17 protein-coding genes are annotated in these 16,075 nt (G+C 56.1%); 9 read left to right on the top strand and 8 right to left on the bottom strand.

Annotated elements, in window-relative coordinates; all coding sequences use genetic code 11:
* Positions 1–35 precede the first annotated feature (35 nt).
* The gene (locus A4308_RS08875) at positions 36–1,397 is read left to right on the top strand and encodes an MFS transporter (RefSeq protein WP_023332232.1); all 1,362 of its coding nucleotides are present in this window, start codon (positions 36–38) and stop codon (positions 1,395–1,397) included.
* A gap of 31 nt (positions 1,398–1,428) precedes the next feature.
* On the opposite strand, the gene A4308_RS08870 is transcribed toward A4308_RS08875, so the two are convergent.
* Positions 1,429–1,920, bottom strand: a complete 492-nt coding sequence (locus A4308_RS08870) for a YajQ family cyclic di-GMP-binding protein (RefSeq protein WP_023332231.1) — start codon at positions 1,918–1,920, stop codon at positions 1,429–1,431.
* A gap of 121 nt (positions 1,921–2,041) precedes the next feature.
* Between A4308_RS08870 and panE the strand changes: the two genes are divergently transcribed.
* Both panE and yajL read left to right on the top strand, forming a co-directional pair.
* Complete coding sequence (panE, locus tag A4308_RS08865) at positions 2,042–2,953, top strand: 2-dehydropantoate 2-reductase (RefSeq protein WP_023332230.1); 912 nt, start codon at positions 2,042–2,044, stop codon at positions 2,951–2,953.
* Complete coding sequence (gene yajL, locus A4308_RS08860) at positions 2,916–3,509, top strand: protein deglycase YajL (protein WP_014882765.1); 594 nt, start codon at positions 2,916–2,918, stop codon at positions 3,507–3,509. The genes panE and yajL overlap by 38 nt, the downstream gene beginning before the upstream one ends.
* 132 nt (positions 3,510–3,641) lie before the next feature.
* Here yajL and thiI read toward each other — a convergent pair whose 3' ends face one another.
* Complete coding sequence (thiI, locus tag A4308_RS08855) at positions 3,642–5,090, bottom strand: tRNA uracil 4-sulfurtransferase ThiI (protein WP_014882764.1); 1,449 nt, start codon at positions 5,088–5,090, stop codon at positions 3,642–3,644.
* 191 nt (positions 5,091–5,281) lie between these two features.
* Between thiI and xseB the strand changes: the two genes are divergently transcribed.
* From xseB to A4308_RS08835, 4 genes are all read left to right on the top strand, one after another.
* A complete protein-coding gene (gene xseB / locus A4308_RS08850) occupies positions 5,282–5,524 on the top strand; it encodes an exodeoxyribonuclease VII small subunit (RefSeq protein ID WP_008503331.1) in 243 nt (80 codons plus the stop codon).
* Entirely contained in the window at positions 5,525–6,424 is a 900-nt protein-coding gene (gene ispA / locus A4308_RS08845) for a (2E,6E)-farnesyl diphosphate synthase (RefSeq protein ID WP_014882763.1), read from the top strand.
* Between the two features lie 24 nt (positions 6,425–6,448).
* Positions 6,449–8,311 carry a 1-deoxy-D-xylulose-5-phosphate synthase gene (gene dxs, locus A4308_RS08840; RefSeq protein WP_023332229.1) on the top strand — a complete coding sequence of 621 codons (1,863 nt, stop codon included), beginning with the start codon at positions 6,449–6,451 and terminating at the stop codon, positions 8,309–8,311.
* Between the two features lie 62 nt (positions 8,312–8,373).
* Complete coding sequence (locus A4308_RS08835) at positions 8,374–9,348, top strand: aldo/keto reductase (RefSeq protein ID WP_014882761.1); 975 nt, start codon at positions 8,374–8,376, stop codon at positions 9,346–9,348.
* A 441-nt stretch (positions 9,349–9,789) separates the two neighbouring features.
* Here A4308_RS08835 and thiL read toward each other — a convergent pair whose 3' ends face one another.
* From thiL to nrdR, 5 genes are all read right to left on the bottom strand, one after another.
* Positions 9,790–10,761 carry a thiamine-phosphate kinase gene (gene thiL / locus A4308_RS08830; protein WP_045134716.1) on the bottom strand — a complete coding sequence of 324 codons (972 nt, stop codon included), beginning with the start codon at positions 10,759–10,761 and terminating at the stop codon, positions 9,790–9,792.
* Between the two features lie 77 nt (positions 10,762–10,838).
* On the bottom strand, positions 10,839–11,258 hold the full coding sequence (gene nusB, locus A4308_RS08825) for a transcription antitermination factor NusB (protein WP_014882759.1): 420 nt from the start codon (positions 11,256–11,258) through the stop codon (positions 10,839–10,841).
* Between the two features lie 21 nt (positions 11,259–11,279).
* Positions 11,280–11,750 (bottom strand): 6,7-dimethyl-8-ribityllumazine synthase, encoded by a 471-nt coding sequence (gene ribH, locus A4308_RS08820; RefSeq protein WP_014882758.1) that lies wholly within the window; start codon positions 11,748–11,750, stop codon positions 11,280–11,282.
* Positions 11,751–11,837: 87 nt separating this feature from the next.
* On the bottom strand, positions 11,838–12,941 hold the full coding sequence (gene ribD / locus A4308_RS08815) for a bifunctional diaminohydroxyphosphoribosylaminopyrimidine deaminase/5-amino-6-(5-phosphoribosylamino)uracil reductase RibD (protein ID WP_032637351.1): 1,104 nt from the start codon (positions 12,939–12,941) through the stop codon (positions 11,838–11,840).
* A gap of 4 nt (positions 12,942–12,945) precedes the next feature.
* Entirely contained in the window at positions 12,946–13,395 is a 450-nt protein-coding gene (gene nrdR, locus A4308_RS08810; protein ID WP_008503337.1) for a transcriptional regulator NrdR, read from the bottom strand.
* 152 nt (positions 13,396–13,547) lie between these two features.
* On the opposite strand from nrdR, the gene A4308_RS08805 reads away from it, so the two are divergent.
* Together A4308_RS08805 and A4308_RS08800 are read left to right on the top strand one after the other, a co-directional pair.
* Positions 13,548–14,087 carry a DUF3251 domain-containing protein gene (locus A4308_RS08805; protein ID WP_014882756.1) on the top strand — a complete coding sequence of 180 codons (540 nt, stop codon included), beginning with the start codon at positions 13,548–13,550 and terminating at the stop codon, positions 14,085–14,087.
* Between the two features lie 270 nt (positions 14,088–14,357).
* The gene (locus A4308_RS08800) at positions 14,358–15,242 is read left to right on the top strand and encodes a nucleoside-specific channel-forming protein Tsx (protein WP_014882755.1); all 885 of its coding nucleotides are present in this window, start codon (positions 14,358–14,360) and stop codon (positions 15,240–15,242) included.
* Between the two features lie 144 nt (positions 15,243–15,386).
* On the opposite strand, the gene A4308_RS08795 is transcribed toward A4308_RS08800, so the two are convergent.
* Entirely contained in the window at positions 15,387–16,067 is a 681-nt protein-coding gene (locus A4308_RS08795; protein WP_014882754.1) for a helix-turn-helix transcriptional regulator, read from the bottom strand.
* Positions 16,068–16,075 lie beyond the last annotated feature (8 nt).

Below are 16,075 nucleotides of genomic sequence, written 5' to 3'. Positions count from 1 at the left end.
ACTACACTATGGCCTGCTTTTGAACTGAGGTGGTAATGAACGATTATAAAATGACGCCAGGCGAGCTACGCGCGACCTGGGGCTTAGGGACTGTCTTCTCGCTACGGATGCTCGGCATGTTTATGGTCCTGCCTGTTCTGACCACCTACGGCATGGCGCTGCAGGGGGCGAGCGAGGCATTGATTGGCCTGGCCATTGGCATTTACGGTCTGGCCCAGGCGGTCTTCCAGATCCCGTTTGGCCTGCTCTCTGACCGGGTTGGCCGCAAGCCGCTGATTGTCGGTGGCCTGCTTATTTTTGTTCTGGGCAGTGTGATTGCCGCCCTCTCCCACTCCATCTGGGGAATTATTCTTGGCCGCGCCCTTCAGGGCTCCGGCGCGATTGCTGCCGCCGTGATGGCGCTGTTGTCCGATCTCACCCGCGAACAGAACCGGACTAAAGCGATGGCGTTCATCGGCGTTAGCTTTGGCGTCACCTTCGCCATTGCGATGGTACTGGGCCCGATAATCACCCATGCGCTTGGCCTGCACGCGCTGTTCTGGATGATTGCCGTGCTGGCAACCCTCGGTATTGCCTTAACCCTGTGGGTAGTCCCGGACAGCAAAAACCACGTCCTCAACCGTGAATCGGGAATGGTAAAGGGCTGCTTCAGCAAAGTGCTGGTTGAGCCACGCCTGCTGAAGCTTAACTTCGGCATTATGTGTCTGCACATCCTGCTGATGTCGACCTTTGTCGCCCTTCCCGGCCAGCTGGCCGCTGCGGGCTTCCCGGCAGCCGAGCACTGGAAAATCTATCTGGTCACGATGCTGATTTCATTTGTCTCCGTCGTGCCATTCATTATCTATGCTGAAGTGAAGCGCAAGATGAAGCGCGTCTTTATTGGCTGCGTAGCACTGTTGCTGATAGCTGAGATTGTGCTCTGGGGTGCCGGCCCGCACTTCTGGGAGCTGATTGCCGGCGTGCAGCTGTTCTTCCTGGCGTTTAACCTGATGGAAGCCCTGCTGCCGTCGCTGATCAGCAAAGAGTCCCCTGCCGGTTACAAAGGCACGGCGATGGGCATCTACTCCACCAGCCAGTTCCTCGGCGTGGCCATTGGCGGCTCGCTTGGCGGCTGGGTGGACGGTCTGTTTGACTCTCAAACCGTGTTTCTCGCGGGCGCACTGCTGGCGACAGTCTGGCTGCTGGTCGCCAGTACCATGAAAGAGCCGCGCTACGTGAGCAGCCTGCGGGTAGAAATCCCGGATGATGTTCAGATTAGCGACGCGCTGAAACAGCGTCTGGAAGCAAAAGAGGGTGTGACGGAGGTCCTGATTGTCCCGGAAGAGCGCAGCGCTTACGTCAAGATAGACAGCAAAATGACCAACCGCTTCGAAGTGGAGCAGGCCCTGAAAGCATGAAAAAAGCCCGGTTGAACCGGGCTTTTTGGTATTAATCGCGGAAGTTTTTAAACTGGAACGGTTGTCCCAGATCGCTGCCACGCACCAGCGCCATCACGGACTGCAGGTCATCGCGGGACTTGCCGGTGACGCGAATCTCTTCACCCTGGATCTGCGCCTGCACCTTCAGCTTGCTGTCTTTAATGAGCTTCACGATCTTCTTCTGCACCGCGCTTTCAATGCCCTGCTTCAGTTTAGCTTCAACGAACCAGGTTTTACCGCTGTGCACAAACTCTTCCGGCACATCCAGAGAGGCCCCTTCAATGCCGCGTTTTAAAAGCTTGGCGCGCAAAATGTCGAGCAGCTGATTCACCTGGAAATCAGACTCGCTCAGCACCTTAATGGTCTTATTTGCGTCGTTCAGCTCAAACGACGCCTCAACGCCACGAAAATCGAAACGTGACTCAACTTCGCGGGTTGCGTTCTCAACGCCGTTGCGAACTTCCTGGATATCAACTTCGGAAACAATATCGAAAGATGGCATCTTTTCTTCTCCCTTCACTTTTGTTGCGTTGCATAATACCCGCTACGAGGCATAACTCAACAGAAGCTTAGCTGTATAATTAAGCTGTAACACCTGGCGCAGTTGCAGGTGAGGAGGAACAATGAAAATTACAGTGCTCGGATGCGGAGCGCTTGGTCAGCTATGGCTGACCGCGCTGTGCAAGCACGGACATGAGGTTCAGGGCTGGCTGCGCGTGCCCCAGCCCTATTGCAGTGTAAACCTGATTGGTGAAGACGGAAGCATCTTTAACGAATCCCTCACCGCGAACGATCCCGATTTCCTGGCGCAAAGTGACCTGTTACTGGTGACGCTTAAAGCGTGGCAGGTCTCAGACGCGGTGAAGACGCTGGCTGCGCAACTCCCCTCCACTTCCCCTATACTGCTGCTGCATAACGGCATGGGGACCATTGATGAGCTGAAAAGCGTCCCGCAGCCCCTGCTGATGGCGACAACCACGCAAGCAGCCCGTCGCGACGGCAACATCATCGTGCACGTCGCCAGCGGCGTGACCCATATGGGACCGGCCAGAACACAGGATGGCGACTACAGTTATCTTGCCGATGTGCTGCAGAAGGTGTTGCCGGACGTCGCCTGGCATAACACTATTCGCCCTCAACTCTGGCGCAAGCTTGCCGTGAACTGCGTGATCAATCCGCTGACGGCACTGTGGAACTGCCCGAATGGGGAGCTGAAAAACCATCCGCAGGAGGTTGCATCACTGTGTGCTGAAGTCGCGTCGGTCATTGAGCGGGAAGGTCTGCATACCTCGGCAGAGGATTTGCGCGGTTATGTCGAGCAGGTTATTGAGAGTACGGCAGAAAATATCTCCTCAATGTTGCAGGATGTCCGGGCATTACGCCACACAGAAATCGACTACATTACCGGCTATCTGCTAAAACGTGCCCGAGCACATGGCATCGCCGTGCCGGAAAACGCCCGTTTGTATGACCTGGTTAAACGTAAGGAGAGTGAATATGAGCGCGTCGGCACTGATCTGCCTCGCCCCTGGTAGCGAAGAGACAGAAGCGGTCACCACCATTGATTTGATGGTGCGCGGCGGTATTGAGGTGACGGTCGCCAGCGTTGCCAGCGATGGCAGTCTGGCGGTGACCTGCTCGCGCGGCGTGAAACTGCTTGCGGATGCGCCGCTTGTGCAGGTGGCCGACGGGGATTACGACATCATCGTCCTGCCCGGTGGCCTGAAGGGTGCGGAATATTTTCGCGACAGCCCGCTGCTGGTCGAGACCGTGCGTCAGTTCCACTTATCGGGTCGTATCGTCGCCGCCATCTGTGCCGCCGCCGGAACAGTGCTGGTTCCGCACGATATTTTCCCTATCGGCAATATGACCGGCTACCCCGGTCTGAAGCAGACCATCCCGGAAGACCAGTGGGTGGACAAACGCGTCGTGTGGGATCCACGCGTCAACCTGCTGACCAGCCAGGGCCCCGGCACCGCGATTGATTTTGGTTTGAAGATTATTGACCTGCTGGTCGGGCGCGAAAAAGCGTACGAGGTGGCATCATCGCTGGTGATGCCGGCGGGAATTTATAACTACTATGAAGAGTAGTGCGTAAAAAAGCCGGGTGGCGCCAGGTTAAAGCAAAACGGCAACCAAAGGTTGCCGTTTTTTATGTTTTCTCCCTCTCCCCGCGGGAGAGGGCCGGGGTGAGGGCATCAGGCCGCATTCCCGGGCAAAAAACTACGGGCGATACACCTTCACATTCGCAAAGCCCTGCTCGCGCAGATACAGTGCCTGCAGGCGGCTCATCACCCCACGCTCACACCACAGCAGATACGTTTTGCTCTGGTCGAGATCGCCAAATTTGGTGCTCAGCTTGTAGAACGGCAGCGACACCACTTCAACGCCTTCCACCTGCAGCGGCTTGTCGTCCTGCTCATCAATAGAGCGGATATCCAGAATCGCATCGTTAGCGCCGAAACCGCTTACGGTTTCCACTTCGACGACGTCCTGCTCGGTCTGCTGGGCGATTTCGCGGATATCAATATTGGACGCTTCCGCCACCACTTTATCCAGGATGCTGAAATCGAAGTGCTCTTCTTCGGCTTCGATCTTCGCCTTCACCGCTTTGACGGTCGGGCTTTTTGAGATCACACCGCAGTATTCCGGCATGGTACGGGCAAAATCTTCGGTGCCGATTTCACGTGCCAGATCGATGATGTGCTCTTTATCGTGGGAGATCAGCGGACGCAGGATCAGCGTATCAGAGACGTTGTCGATCAGACGCAGGTTGGTCAGCGTCTGGCTGGAGACCTGCCCCAGCGCTTCGCCGGTGACCAGCGCCTGCACGCCGTAGCGCTCAGCCACTTTGGATGCCGCACGTACCATCATGCGCTTCAGGATAACGCCCATCTGGCCGTCGTCCACTTTCTCAAGAATTTCGCCCACTACCGGCTCGAAGTTGATCGCCACAAAACGCACGCGGTGGGAGCTGCCGAAGCGGTTCCACAGGTAATGCGCGACCTGGCGAACGCCGATTTCATGCGCCGCACCGCCCAGGTTAAAGAAGCAGTAATGGACGCGACAGCCGCGGCGCATCAGCATATAGCTGGAAACGCCGGAGTCGAAGCCGCCGGAGATCAGAGACAAGACATCTTCCTGGGTGCCGATCGGGAAACCGCCGATACCTTCATAACGACCTTTCACCAGCAGCAGGCGATCGTTTTCGATCTCCAGGTTAACCGTCACGTCCGGGTGCGTCAGACGCACGCGCGCAGACTCGACGTGCTGGTTCAAACCGCCGCCAACGTAACGTTCCACTTCAATGGAGCTGAATTCGTGCTTGCCGCGACGTTTCACGCGTACGCAGAAGGTTTTGCCTTCGATCTGATCGCGGTACTGAACCAGCGCTTTCTCGAAGATATCGTGCATATCGCTGAACGGGACGTCTTCCACTTCCAGAATATGGTGGATCCCCGGAATACGGGTCAGCGCGTCGCGAATATCCTGACGTTTGTTTTCGTCTTTCGCACGGACTTCAACGTGGTCCCAGTGGCGCACCACGGCGAGCGTTTCGTCGTAGTGCTTTAATACGTTACGAATGTTCCCGGTGAGAATTTTAATAAAGCGCAAACGCACAGATTGGCTTTTGATGGTGATTTCAGGGAACAATTTAATGATAAACTTCATGGCGGCAATGTTTCTTAGGCAAGCGTATTAAGGCTTGTAATGGAAAAGAGTACAGCAGCCCACACCCGTGGCTGCATCCAGGCGCGCAAGTATACCACCATCGCGCCGCTCCTGTGCACATTGCGCGTTATTTGCTTATCCGCCCGAGTCCGTTACCATGTCGGGGCGAAGAATATAAGAGTCAATTCACTATGCCGAAGAAGAACGACGCACCGGCCAGTTTCGAAACTGCGCTGAGTGAACTGGAGCAAATCGTTACCCGTCTTGAGAGCGGCGATCTCCCGCTGGAAGAGGCGCTCAACGAATTCGAACGTGGCGTGCAGCTGGCGCGACAGGGGCAGGTCAAACTGCAGCAGGCCGAGCAGCGCGTGCAGATCCTGCTTTCCGACAGCGAAGACGCGAAAACTACGCCTTTCACACCGGACGCCGAGTAAATGGATTTTGCCAACGAGCTTCAGGCGCGTGTAGTTCGCGCCAACGACGCCCTGCGCCGTTTTATTGCACCACAGCCTTTTCAGAACACTCCTCTGGTTGAGGCCATGCACTATGGCGCACTCTTGGGTGGAAAGCGCCTGCGCCCGTTCCTGGTGTACGCCACAGGCAATATGTTTGGTATCAGCGATAACACGCTGGACGCCCCGGCTGCCGCCGTTGAGTGCATCCATGCCTATTCGCTGATCCACGATGATTTACCGGCGATGGACGACGACGACCTGCGTCGCGGTCAACCTACCTGCCATATCAAGTTTGGCGAAGCGAATGCCATTCTGGCGGGCGATGCCCTGCAAACGCTGGCGTTCTCTATTTTGAGCGATGCGCCGATGGCGGAAGTGGCTGACCGTGACCGCCTGGCAATGATTTCCGAACTGGCGATGGCCAGCGGCGTGGCCGGCATGTGCGGCGGACAAGCGCTGGATCTTGAAGCGGAAGGACGTCAGGTTAATCTGGAACAGCTGGAGCGTATTCATCGCCACAAAACCGGGGCATTGATTCGTTCTGCCGTTCGCCTGGGCGCGCTGAGCGCGGGTGAACAAGGGCGCAAAGCCTTGCCGACGCTGGACAGATACGCAGAAAGTATCGGTCTGGCATTCCAGGTTCAGGATGACATTCTGGATGTGGTGGGCGATACTGCAACATTGGGTAAACGTCAGGGTGCGGACCAGCAGCTTGGCAAAAGTACCTACCCCGCCCTGCTGGGTCTTGAGCAAGCCCAACGTAAAGCCCGGGATCTGATTGACGATGCCCGCCAGTCGCTAAATGTACTGGCCGCACAATCGCTGGATACCTCGGCACTGGAAGCGCTAGCGGACTATATAATCCAGCGTGATAAATAAACTATATATCTCGATGAGCCTTTGATGAGTTTTGATATTGCCAAATACCCGACACTGGCGTTAGTTGACTCCACCCAGGAGTTGCGTCTGTTGCCGAAAGAGAGCCTGCCGAAGCTGTGCGACGAGCTGCGTCGCTACCTGCTCGACAGCGTAAGCCGCTCAAGCGGCCATTTCGCCTCCGGGCTTGGCACGGTAGAACTGACCGTGGCGCTGCACTATGTCTATAACACGCCGTTCGATCAGCTTATCTGGGACGTGGGCCACCAGGCCTATCCGCACAAAATTCTGACCGGACGTCGCGATAAAATTGGCACCATTCGTCAGAAAGGTGGCCTGCATCCGTTCCCGTGGCGCGGTGAGAGCGAGTATGACGTGCTGAGCGTCGGCCACTCCTCCACCTCCATTTCTGCGGGCATCGGTATTGCCGTTGCCGCCGAAAAAGAGAATAAACAGCGCCGCACCGTCTGCGTGATTGGTGACGGTGCTATCACCGCCGGGATGGCCTTTGAGGCCATGAACCATGCGGGTGATATCAAACCGGACATGCTGGTTATCCTCAACGATAACGAAATGTCGATTTCCGAGAACGTCGGTGCGCTGAACAACCATCTGGCGCAGCTGCTTTCCGGTAAGCTTTACTCCTCGCTGCGTGAAGGCGGTAAAAAAGTCTTTTCCGGCGTACCGCCGATTAAAGAGCTGCTCAAGCGCACCGAAGAACACATCAAAGGCATGGTCGTGCCGGGTACGCTGTTTGAAGAGCTGGGCTTTAACTATATTGGCCCGGTTGACGGCCATGACGTGCTGGGCCTGGTCACCACCCTCAAGAACATGCGCGACCTGAAAGGCCCGCAGTTCCTGCATATCATGACCAAAAAAGGGCGTGGCTACGAACCGGCGGAAAAAGATCCGATCACCTTCCACGCGGTACCAAAATTCGACCCGTCCAGCGGCTGTCTGCCAAAAAGCAGCGGCGGTATGCCGAGCTATTCCAAAATCTTCGGCGACTGGCTGTGTGAAACCGCCGCGAAAGACAACAAGCTGATGGCGATCACCCCGGCCATGCGTGAAGGCTCCGGCATGGTGGAGTTCTCCAGAAAATACCCTGACCAGTATTTTGACGTGGCGATTGCCGAGCAGCATGCGGTGACGTTCGCAGCGGGCCTGGCCATTGGCGGTTACAAGCCGGTGGTCGCTATCTATTCTACCTTCCTGCAGCGCGCCTACGATCAGGTGATTCATGACGTGGCCATCCAGAAGCTGCCGGTGCTGTTTGCGATCGACCGTGCGGGCATCGTCGGCGCTGACGGTCAGACGCACCAGGGCGCATTCGATCTGTCGTTCCTGCGCTGTATTCCGGATATGGTCATCATGACGCCAAGCGACGAAAACGAATGTCGTCAGATGCTGTTTACCGGCTATCACTATCAGGATGGCCCTAGTGCGGTGCGCTACCCACGCGGCAATGCGTTGGGCGTTGAGCTGAAACCCCTGGAAAAACTGACGATCGGTAAAGGTCTGGTGAAACGTCGCGGTGAGAAAGTGGCGATCCTGAACTTCGGTACGCTGATGCCAGAAGCTGCGAAGGTCGCTGAAACGCTAAACGCTACCCTGGTGGATATGCGCTTCGTGAAGCCGCTCGACGAATCTCTGATTTTGAATTTGGCCGAGACGCATGACGTGCTGGTCACCCTGGAAGAAAACGCCATCATGGGCGGTGCGGGAAGCGGCGTGAACGAGGTGCTGATGGCAAACCGCAACGTCGTGCCGGTGTTGAACCTCGGCCTGCCGGATCATTTCATTCCTCAGGGTACCCAGGATGAAGCCCGTGCGGCTATTGGCCTGGACGCCGCCGGTATTGAAGCCAAAATCCGCGCCTGGCTGGACTAATCCCTCCCCTTTTTCGCTCCTGCTATGCTTAAACGTATTGTTTAAACAGCAGGAGCGGAACCATGCAATACACCACATTAGGAAAAACCGACCTTAAGGTTTCCCGGCTTTGCCTGGGCTGTATGACTTTTGGCGAGCCCGAACGAGGGAACCACGCCTGGACGTTGCCGGAAGAGAGTAGCCGTCCGATTATTAAACGCGCTATCGAGGGCGGCATTAACTTCTTCGACACCGCCAACAGCTACTCCGACGGCAGCAGCGAGGAGATTGTCGGTCGTGCCCTGCGTGACTTTGCGCGTCGGGATGACATTGTGGTCGCCACCAAGGTGTACTACCCGTCAGGTGACCTGACTCAGGGCCTTTCTCGCGCGCAGATCCTGCGCTCTATTGATGACAGCCTTAGACGCCTGAACATGGATTACGTCGACCTGCTGCAAATTCACCGCTGGGATTACAACACGCCGATCGAGGAGACGCTTGAAGCGCTCAACGAGGTGGTGAAAGCCGGTAAAGCTCGCTATATCGGCGCGTCGTCTATGCATGCGTCGCAGTTTGCACAGGCGCTGGATCTCCAGGCGCAGCACGGCTGGGCGCGTTTTGTCACCATGCAGGATCACTACAACCTGATCTATCGTGAAGAAGAACGTGAGATGCTGCCACTGTGCTATCAGGAGGGCGTGGCGGTGATCCCGTGGAGCCCGCTGGCGCGCGGACGTTTAACCCGTCCATGGGGAGAAACCACGGCTCGTCTGGTCTCAGATGAAGTCGGAAAAAATCTCTACGACGGTACAGAAGCCAGCGATGCGTTAATTGCCGAACGCTTAGCCGGGATTGCCGACGATACGGGAGCCACCCGCGCACAGGTGGCGCTGGCGTGGCTGCTGAGTAAGCGCGGGGTCGCGGCACCGATTATCGGGACGTCCAGGGAAGAACAGCTGGATGAACTGCTGAGTGCAGTGGATTTATCCCTGACGCCGGAGCAGATTGCCGAGCTCGAAACGCCGTATCAGCAGCATCCGGTGGTGGGGTTTAAATAAGCCCTCATTCTAACCCTGTCCCAAAGGGCTGGGGTGAGGGGGAACATACGGCTGTGGTGGTCATTCCGTTCACTTTATGTTCCTTGCTACTCTGTAACGACATGACCAGTGAACGTGCCAGGGTGGCTCAATCGCCACCACCCTGGCAACCCGGGCTCCCGGCGGTAAATCGCCGCTTCGCGGTGCCTTCGGCTTATTCCTTCCGGCTTATCGGGTACGGGCGGAGGTAACGTCCCTGTAAAGCCCGCCCTCTCGGCGCATCCATGCGCCTCGCCCCGGCCTTACGGAAACGCCTCAGCGATTTACAGCCGGACCAGAGCATCGCTGAAAGCCTTACATCGTTCTTAAATAACCTTATTGCTGCTTAAAAATGGGAGAGGGAACGAAATCCGTAGGCCGGGTAAGGCGGAGCCGCCACCCGGCAATACAGAGCGCACAAAATTAACTGAAGTGATCGTACCCTTTCCAGTCGAGCGTGACCGGGGCACCGTCCTGCACAAACTTCAGCCCTTCGCTCTCCGGCATGATCTGCCCGATGCAGGTAAATTTCGCGCCGAGATGCGCTAACGCCACATCCAGCGTGCCACGGTTCAGCTCAGGTACCGTGAAGCACAGTTCGTAATCCTCACCACCGGAAAGCGCCCAGCGCAGGGCCTGCTCAGGCTCCACGTGGCGAAGCAGTTGCTCTGATAGCGGGAACAGATCCAGGTCGATGCGCGCGCCCACGCCGCTGGCCTTCAGAATATGGCCAAGATCGGAGATCAGCCCGTCGGAGAGATCGATAGCCGAGCTTGCCCGTTCCCGTAGCGCCTGCCCATGCAGAATACGCGGGGTGGGTCGCAGATGGCGTTTCACCAGATACGCCGCGTCGTCAGCATCCTTCACGGTCAAGCGATCCTGAAGAATAGCCAGCCCCGCAGCGCTGTCTCCCGGTGTACCGGTCACGTAGATCCAGTCACCTGGTTTTGCGCCCGAGCGTTTGAGCGCCCGACCGAGGGGCACATAGCCATGGATCGCCAGCGTCATCGACAGCGGCCCTGCAGTAGTATCACCGCCAATCAGCTGCATATCGTAGTAGTTCAGCTGTTCAAACAGCGCATCGCTAAAGGCTTCAAGCCAGGTTTCATCGACCTCGGGCAGCGTCAGGGCCAGCGTTAGCCATGCCGGATCGGCACCCATCGCGGCCAGATCGCTGACGTTGACCGCCAGCGCTTTATACGCCAGATCGGCAGGATCGATATCGGGTAAAAAATGACGTCCGCACACTAAGGTGTCGGTGCTGATTGCCAGCGTCTGTTTTTCGGGAATATTGAGAAGTGCACAGTCATCGCCAATGCCGGTTTCAACATCAAGACGAGAGGTTCTGACACGGTCGAAATAACGGGCAATCAGGGAGAATTCGCCGCATGCCATACGTTATGCCTCAGCAAATAAAAGAAAAAACCGGAGCCGCACTGCCTGTCAGGCAATGCAGGACTCCGGTTTGCGGATCACTTTTTGTGGGGACGGATCGCAGGTGCAGCTTTATCAAGAACGCCGTTAACAAATTTGTGGCTGTCTTCAGCGCCGAAGGTTTTTGCCAGTTCGATCGCTTCGTTGATGGCCACTTTGTACGGCACATCATCACGTTTAGACAGCTCAAACAGCGCGATACGCAACACTGCTTTTTCCACCTGACCCAGCTCTTCGAGCAGACGGGACAGGTATGGCTTCATCAGACCATCGAGATACGCGCTATTAGTCGCCACTCCCGACAGCAGTTCACGGAAGTACAGAACATCGACGTCTTTCACGTCCTGTTCTGACAGGAACTGGTACTCAACATCGGCGATGTCGTTGTGGGACAACTGCCAGGAGTAAAGTGCCTGAACGGCACATTCACGGGCGCGGCGACGAGCAGCAGGTTTCACGGAATTCCCCTTACAAAAAAATCAGGCCTTGATGGCTTTCAATACATTGATCATTTCAAGCGCGGTCAGTGCAGCTTCTGCACCTTTGTTACCGGCTTTGGTGCCAGCACGTTCGATGGCTTGTTCAATACTTTCGGTGGTCAGCACGCCGAACGCGACAGGAATTTCAGCATCCTGCGCAACGTGTGCCAGACCATTGCTTGCACCGCCCGCAACGTATTCGAAGTGCGCAGTGCCGCCACGAATAACAGTACCCAGCGCGATCACCGCGTCGTATTTACCGGTTTTCGCCAGCGCGCCCGCTGCCAGTGGCAGCTCGTAAGCGCCTGGAACCCAAACAACGGTAATGTTCTCATCTTTCACCTGACCGATACGTTTCAGGGCGTCAATCGCACCTTCCAGCAGGCTGTCGTTGATGAAGTTGTTGAAACGCGCAATGGTGATGGCGACGCGAGCGTCCGGGGTAGCTACAGCAGCTTCAATAATGTTCATACTCTTCCTTTACGGGTTCATTTGGCCCCGCAGGGGGGCGGATTTTATCATAATACTTTGCGCACTGCTTCCCTATTTCAGGAGCAATTACGCTGTCGTTAAATGGAGGCAGACATCCGGGCCTACAGGACGAATCTCGCTGAATGTGAGTTGCGGTGCGTCGGCCAGTTTTTCAAGGCCAGGCAGCACAAACAGGCCGCGCGCGTCGTGGCCTAACAGTTTAGGCGCAACGTATACAATCAGTTCATCCACCAGCCCGGCCTGCAACAGCGCACCCGCGAGCGTGGGTCCCGCTTCTACCCAGATGCTGTTCACCTGCTGCTTGCCGAGCAGCATCATCAGCACCACTAAGTCGAGGCGACCGTTGTGCTCAGGTACCATAATGCTACGCACGCCCTCTGGCCATTCGCGCGTATCTTCTTTGGTACGGGCAATCCAGGTTTCACCCGGCTGCTGCACGATGCGATGTTCCGGCGTTATGCGGTTCTGGCTATCAATGACAATACGCAGCGGCTGACGCAGGTTCTCCTGCGGGTAAAGCGCCTGAGTATCGGCATTCAGTTCGTCCCAGCGCACGGTCATAGCCGGATCGTCAGCCAGAACGGTTTCACTGCTGGTGAGGATAGCATGGCTTTGCGCGCGAAGACGTTGCACATCGCGCCTTGCCTGGGGCGAGGTGATCCACTGGCTTTCACCGTTTGCCATCGCCGTACGACCGTCCAGCGAGGCGCCCAGCTTAAGCTGGATATACGGGAACCCGGTGCGCATGCGCTTCAGAAAGCCTTTGTTGATCGCTTCGGCGTCCTGCATCATCAGCCCATGACTGACGTCAATGCCTTCCTGCTGCAGGCGATACAGACCGCGTCCGGCAACCTGCGGATTCGGATCCTGCATCGATGCCACCACGCGGGAAACCCCCGCAGCAATCAGCGCGTCGCAGCACGGTGGGGTACGCCCGTGGTGGCTGCAGGGCTCCAGCGTTACGTAGGCGGTGGCACCGCGTGCCTTCTCACCTGCCATCCGCAACGCATGGACCTCGGCGTGCGGCTCGCCGGCACGATAGTGGAACCCCTCCCCCACGATCTCGCCATCTTTAACGATCACGCACCCGACGTTCGGATTGGGATGGGTAGTAAAACGCCCGCGCTGCGCCAGCTTCATGGCTCGCGCCATGTAAATCTCATCCTGCATGAGCTTAATCCTGTAAGCGGGCGATCTCTTCGCCAAACTCTTTGATATCTTCGAAACTGCGGTAGACAGAGGCGAAGCGGATATAGGCGACCTTATCGAGCTTTTTCAGCTGCTCCATCACCAGGTTGCCGATCATCTTGCTTGGCACCTCGCGCTCGCCCAGACCACGAAGATAAGATTTTATGTGGTTTAACGCCATTTCGACGTCATCCGCGCTGACGGGACGTTTTTCCAGGGCCTTCAGCATCCCGCTACGCAGCTTCTCTTCGTTAAACGGCTCGCGCACATCGTTACTTTTTACCACGCGCGGCATTACCAGCTCAGCAACCTCAAAGGTCGTAAAACGCTCGTTGCACACCAGACACTGCCGACGACGGCGTACGGATGACCCTTCGCCTACAAGACGCGAGTCGATGACTTTGGTATCCACAGCGGAGCAGAATGGGCAATGCATACGGTATCCCTGTTATCCGGTTAACTGAGTTTCATTTTACCCTGATCTGGCCTGACAACAAAGGAAGAGCTTTTTGAGACAAAGGATCTATGTCTGACGGCACGTTGCTGGCTACCATTAGGGAGATCCGTTATTTCAAGGAAATAAACGCTATGACAAGACGTTACCTGAGAATTTTACTGGTGGGGAGCCTCTTCACCCTCAGTGCCTGTGCACAGCAAACCGAAGTCCGTCAGATGAAACAGAGTGTGAATACACTTAATACGGCGATGGACAAACTGAACAAAGAAACGGTGAAGATCACCCAGCAAAACGCGCTGAACGCCAAATCCAGCAGCGGGGTATACCTGCTGCCTGGCGCGAACACACCTGCGCGGCTGAATAGCCAGATTGGCACGCTGAAAATGTCGCTGGTCAATGTGGCAGCGAATGCAGATGGTACGCGCGCAACATTGCGCATTCAGGGAGAATCCAACGATCCGCTGCCCGCTTTTAGCGGCACCGTTGAGTGGGGACAGATCCAGGGCACGACGGAGAATTACCAGGAAGTGAACGTGAAGAACCAGCTCTTCACCGCCCCGGCCAGCGTTTTAGCGCCCAGTGATGTGGATATTCCGCTGCAGTTAAGCGGCCTTACGCCAGAACAGTTAGGCTTTATCCGCATTCACGACATCCAACCCGCCGCGCAGTAAACCCTTCCTTCTGAGCGGAGTGAAATGTCACTCCGCTAACATTTACATTTCGTATGGATTGGCAACATAAATGATTGCCGCTACAATCCCGGCCGTTTAAAGTACGCAAACGTGAACGCAATCGATTACGCGTGTGATAGATATGTGAAACAACACATATTTTTGTGAGCAAGGATTCCTATAATAGGCTCCGCAGAAACACGAAATATTTAGAAACGCAATTCGCGCATTTTTCACTCCCGGAAGGGAATTTCAATCAGTGGCATGATTATGAAAAAAACATTACTCGCAGCTGGCGCCGTGCTGGCACTGTCCTCCTCTTTCACTGTTAACGCAGCGGAAAACGACAAACCACAATATCTCTCCGACTGGTGGCACCAGAGCGTTAACGTGGTTGGTAGCTATCACACCCGTTTCGGACCACAGATCCGCAACGACACCTACCTGGAATACGAAGCATTTGCCAAGAAAGACTGGTTTGATTTCTACGGCTACATGGATGCTCCGGTCTTCTTCGGCGGTAACACCGATGCAAAAGGTATCTGGAACCACGGTTCTCCGCTGTTTATGGAAATCGAACCACGCTTCTCTATCGACAAGCTGACCGGTACCGATCTGAGCTTTGGTCCGTTCAAAGAGTGGTACTTCGCAAACAACTACATCTACGATATGGGCCGCAACAAGTCCGGTCGTCAGAGCACCTGGTACATGGGTCTGGGTACGGACATCGATACTGGCCTGCCAATGAGCCTGTCCCTGAACGTTTATGCTAAGTACCAGTGGCAGAACTACGGTGCGGCAAACGAAAACGAGTGGGACGGCTACCGTTTCAAAGTGAAATACTTTGTGCCAATCACTCAGCTGTGGGGCGGCAACCTGAGCTATATCGGCTTCACCAACTTTGACTGGGGCTCAGACCTGGGCGATAACGACTTCCGCGATCTGAACGGTAAGAAAGCACGTACCAATGATTCTATCGCGTCCAGCCACATCCTGGCGCTGAACTACGATCACTGGCACTATTCCGTGGTTGCGCGTTACTGGCACAACGGTGGTCAGTGGAACGACGATGCCAGCCTGAACTTCGGCAACGGCGATTTCAGCGTTCGTTCTACCGGATGGGGTGGCTACCTGGTCGTGGGTTACAACTTCTAACCCGTGCGGGACTGTGCGGGCTGATGCCCTCACCCTGCCCCTCTCCCACAGGGAGAGGGAACAAATACTAAAAACGGCAACATACGTTGCCGTTTTGCTTTTACCTCGCCGCCGGGCAAAAAAGCCAGCTCAAGAGCTGGCTTTTTATTGCTTAACCTTGCGCAAAAAATCCGCCAGAGACCTGTCCGCACTTTCGCTAAACCGTCTCTCCGTCTGCACGATATTGAGACATCTGTCGAGTCGGAAACAGCGATAGTCATCGCGCCGTTCACACCACGCCGCCAGCAGCCAACGCTCTCCCCAGAAGAACAAGCCCAGCGGCTGAACCTCACGCTTTGAAAGCTGCCCGGCTTCATCACGGTAATGCAACGCCAGCACGTGCTGGGCGGAAATTGCCTGATGAATCATGTCAAAATCGCTGCGGGAGTGGCTTTGCATGCAGAAATCCGGGGCATAAATCCGCGTCTGCTCCGCCTTTCGACGACTCTCCTCAGGCAGGATCGCCAGCACTTTCTCCTGGGCCGACTCCAGCTCGCGCGACAGCGATTCTCCTCCCCAGGTCTTGAGCAGGCGAATTGCGACGATCAGCGCCTCAGACTCCTTATTTGTCAGCATCAGAGGCGGCAGATCAAAACCCGACATCAGCCGGTATCCGCTTCCCGCTTCGCCTTCCACCGGCACGCCGGAGAGCGACAGATCGCGGATATCGCGGTAGACCGTGCGCTCGGAGACGCCAAGCCTGTCCGCCAGATGCGCTGCCGTCGTCAGACGCCTGCCCCGCAGGATTTGCACAATCTGAAACAAACGGTCAGCGCGTCGGGTCATATCGTATT

The organism is Enterobacter sp. ODB01 (assembly GCF_001623605.1).
Lineage (GTDB): Bacteria > Pseudomonadota > Gammaproteobacteria > Enterobacterales > Enterobacteriaceae > Enterobacter > Enterobacter kobei.
Note: the sequence above shows the minus strand (reverse complement) of the source record. Positions and strands in the feature narration are given on the sequence as shown.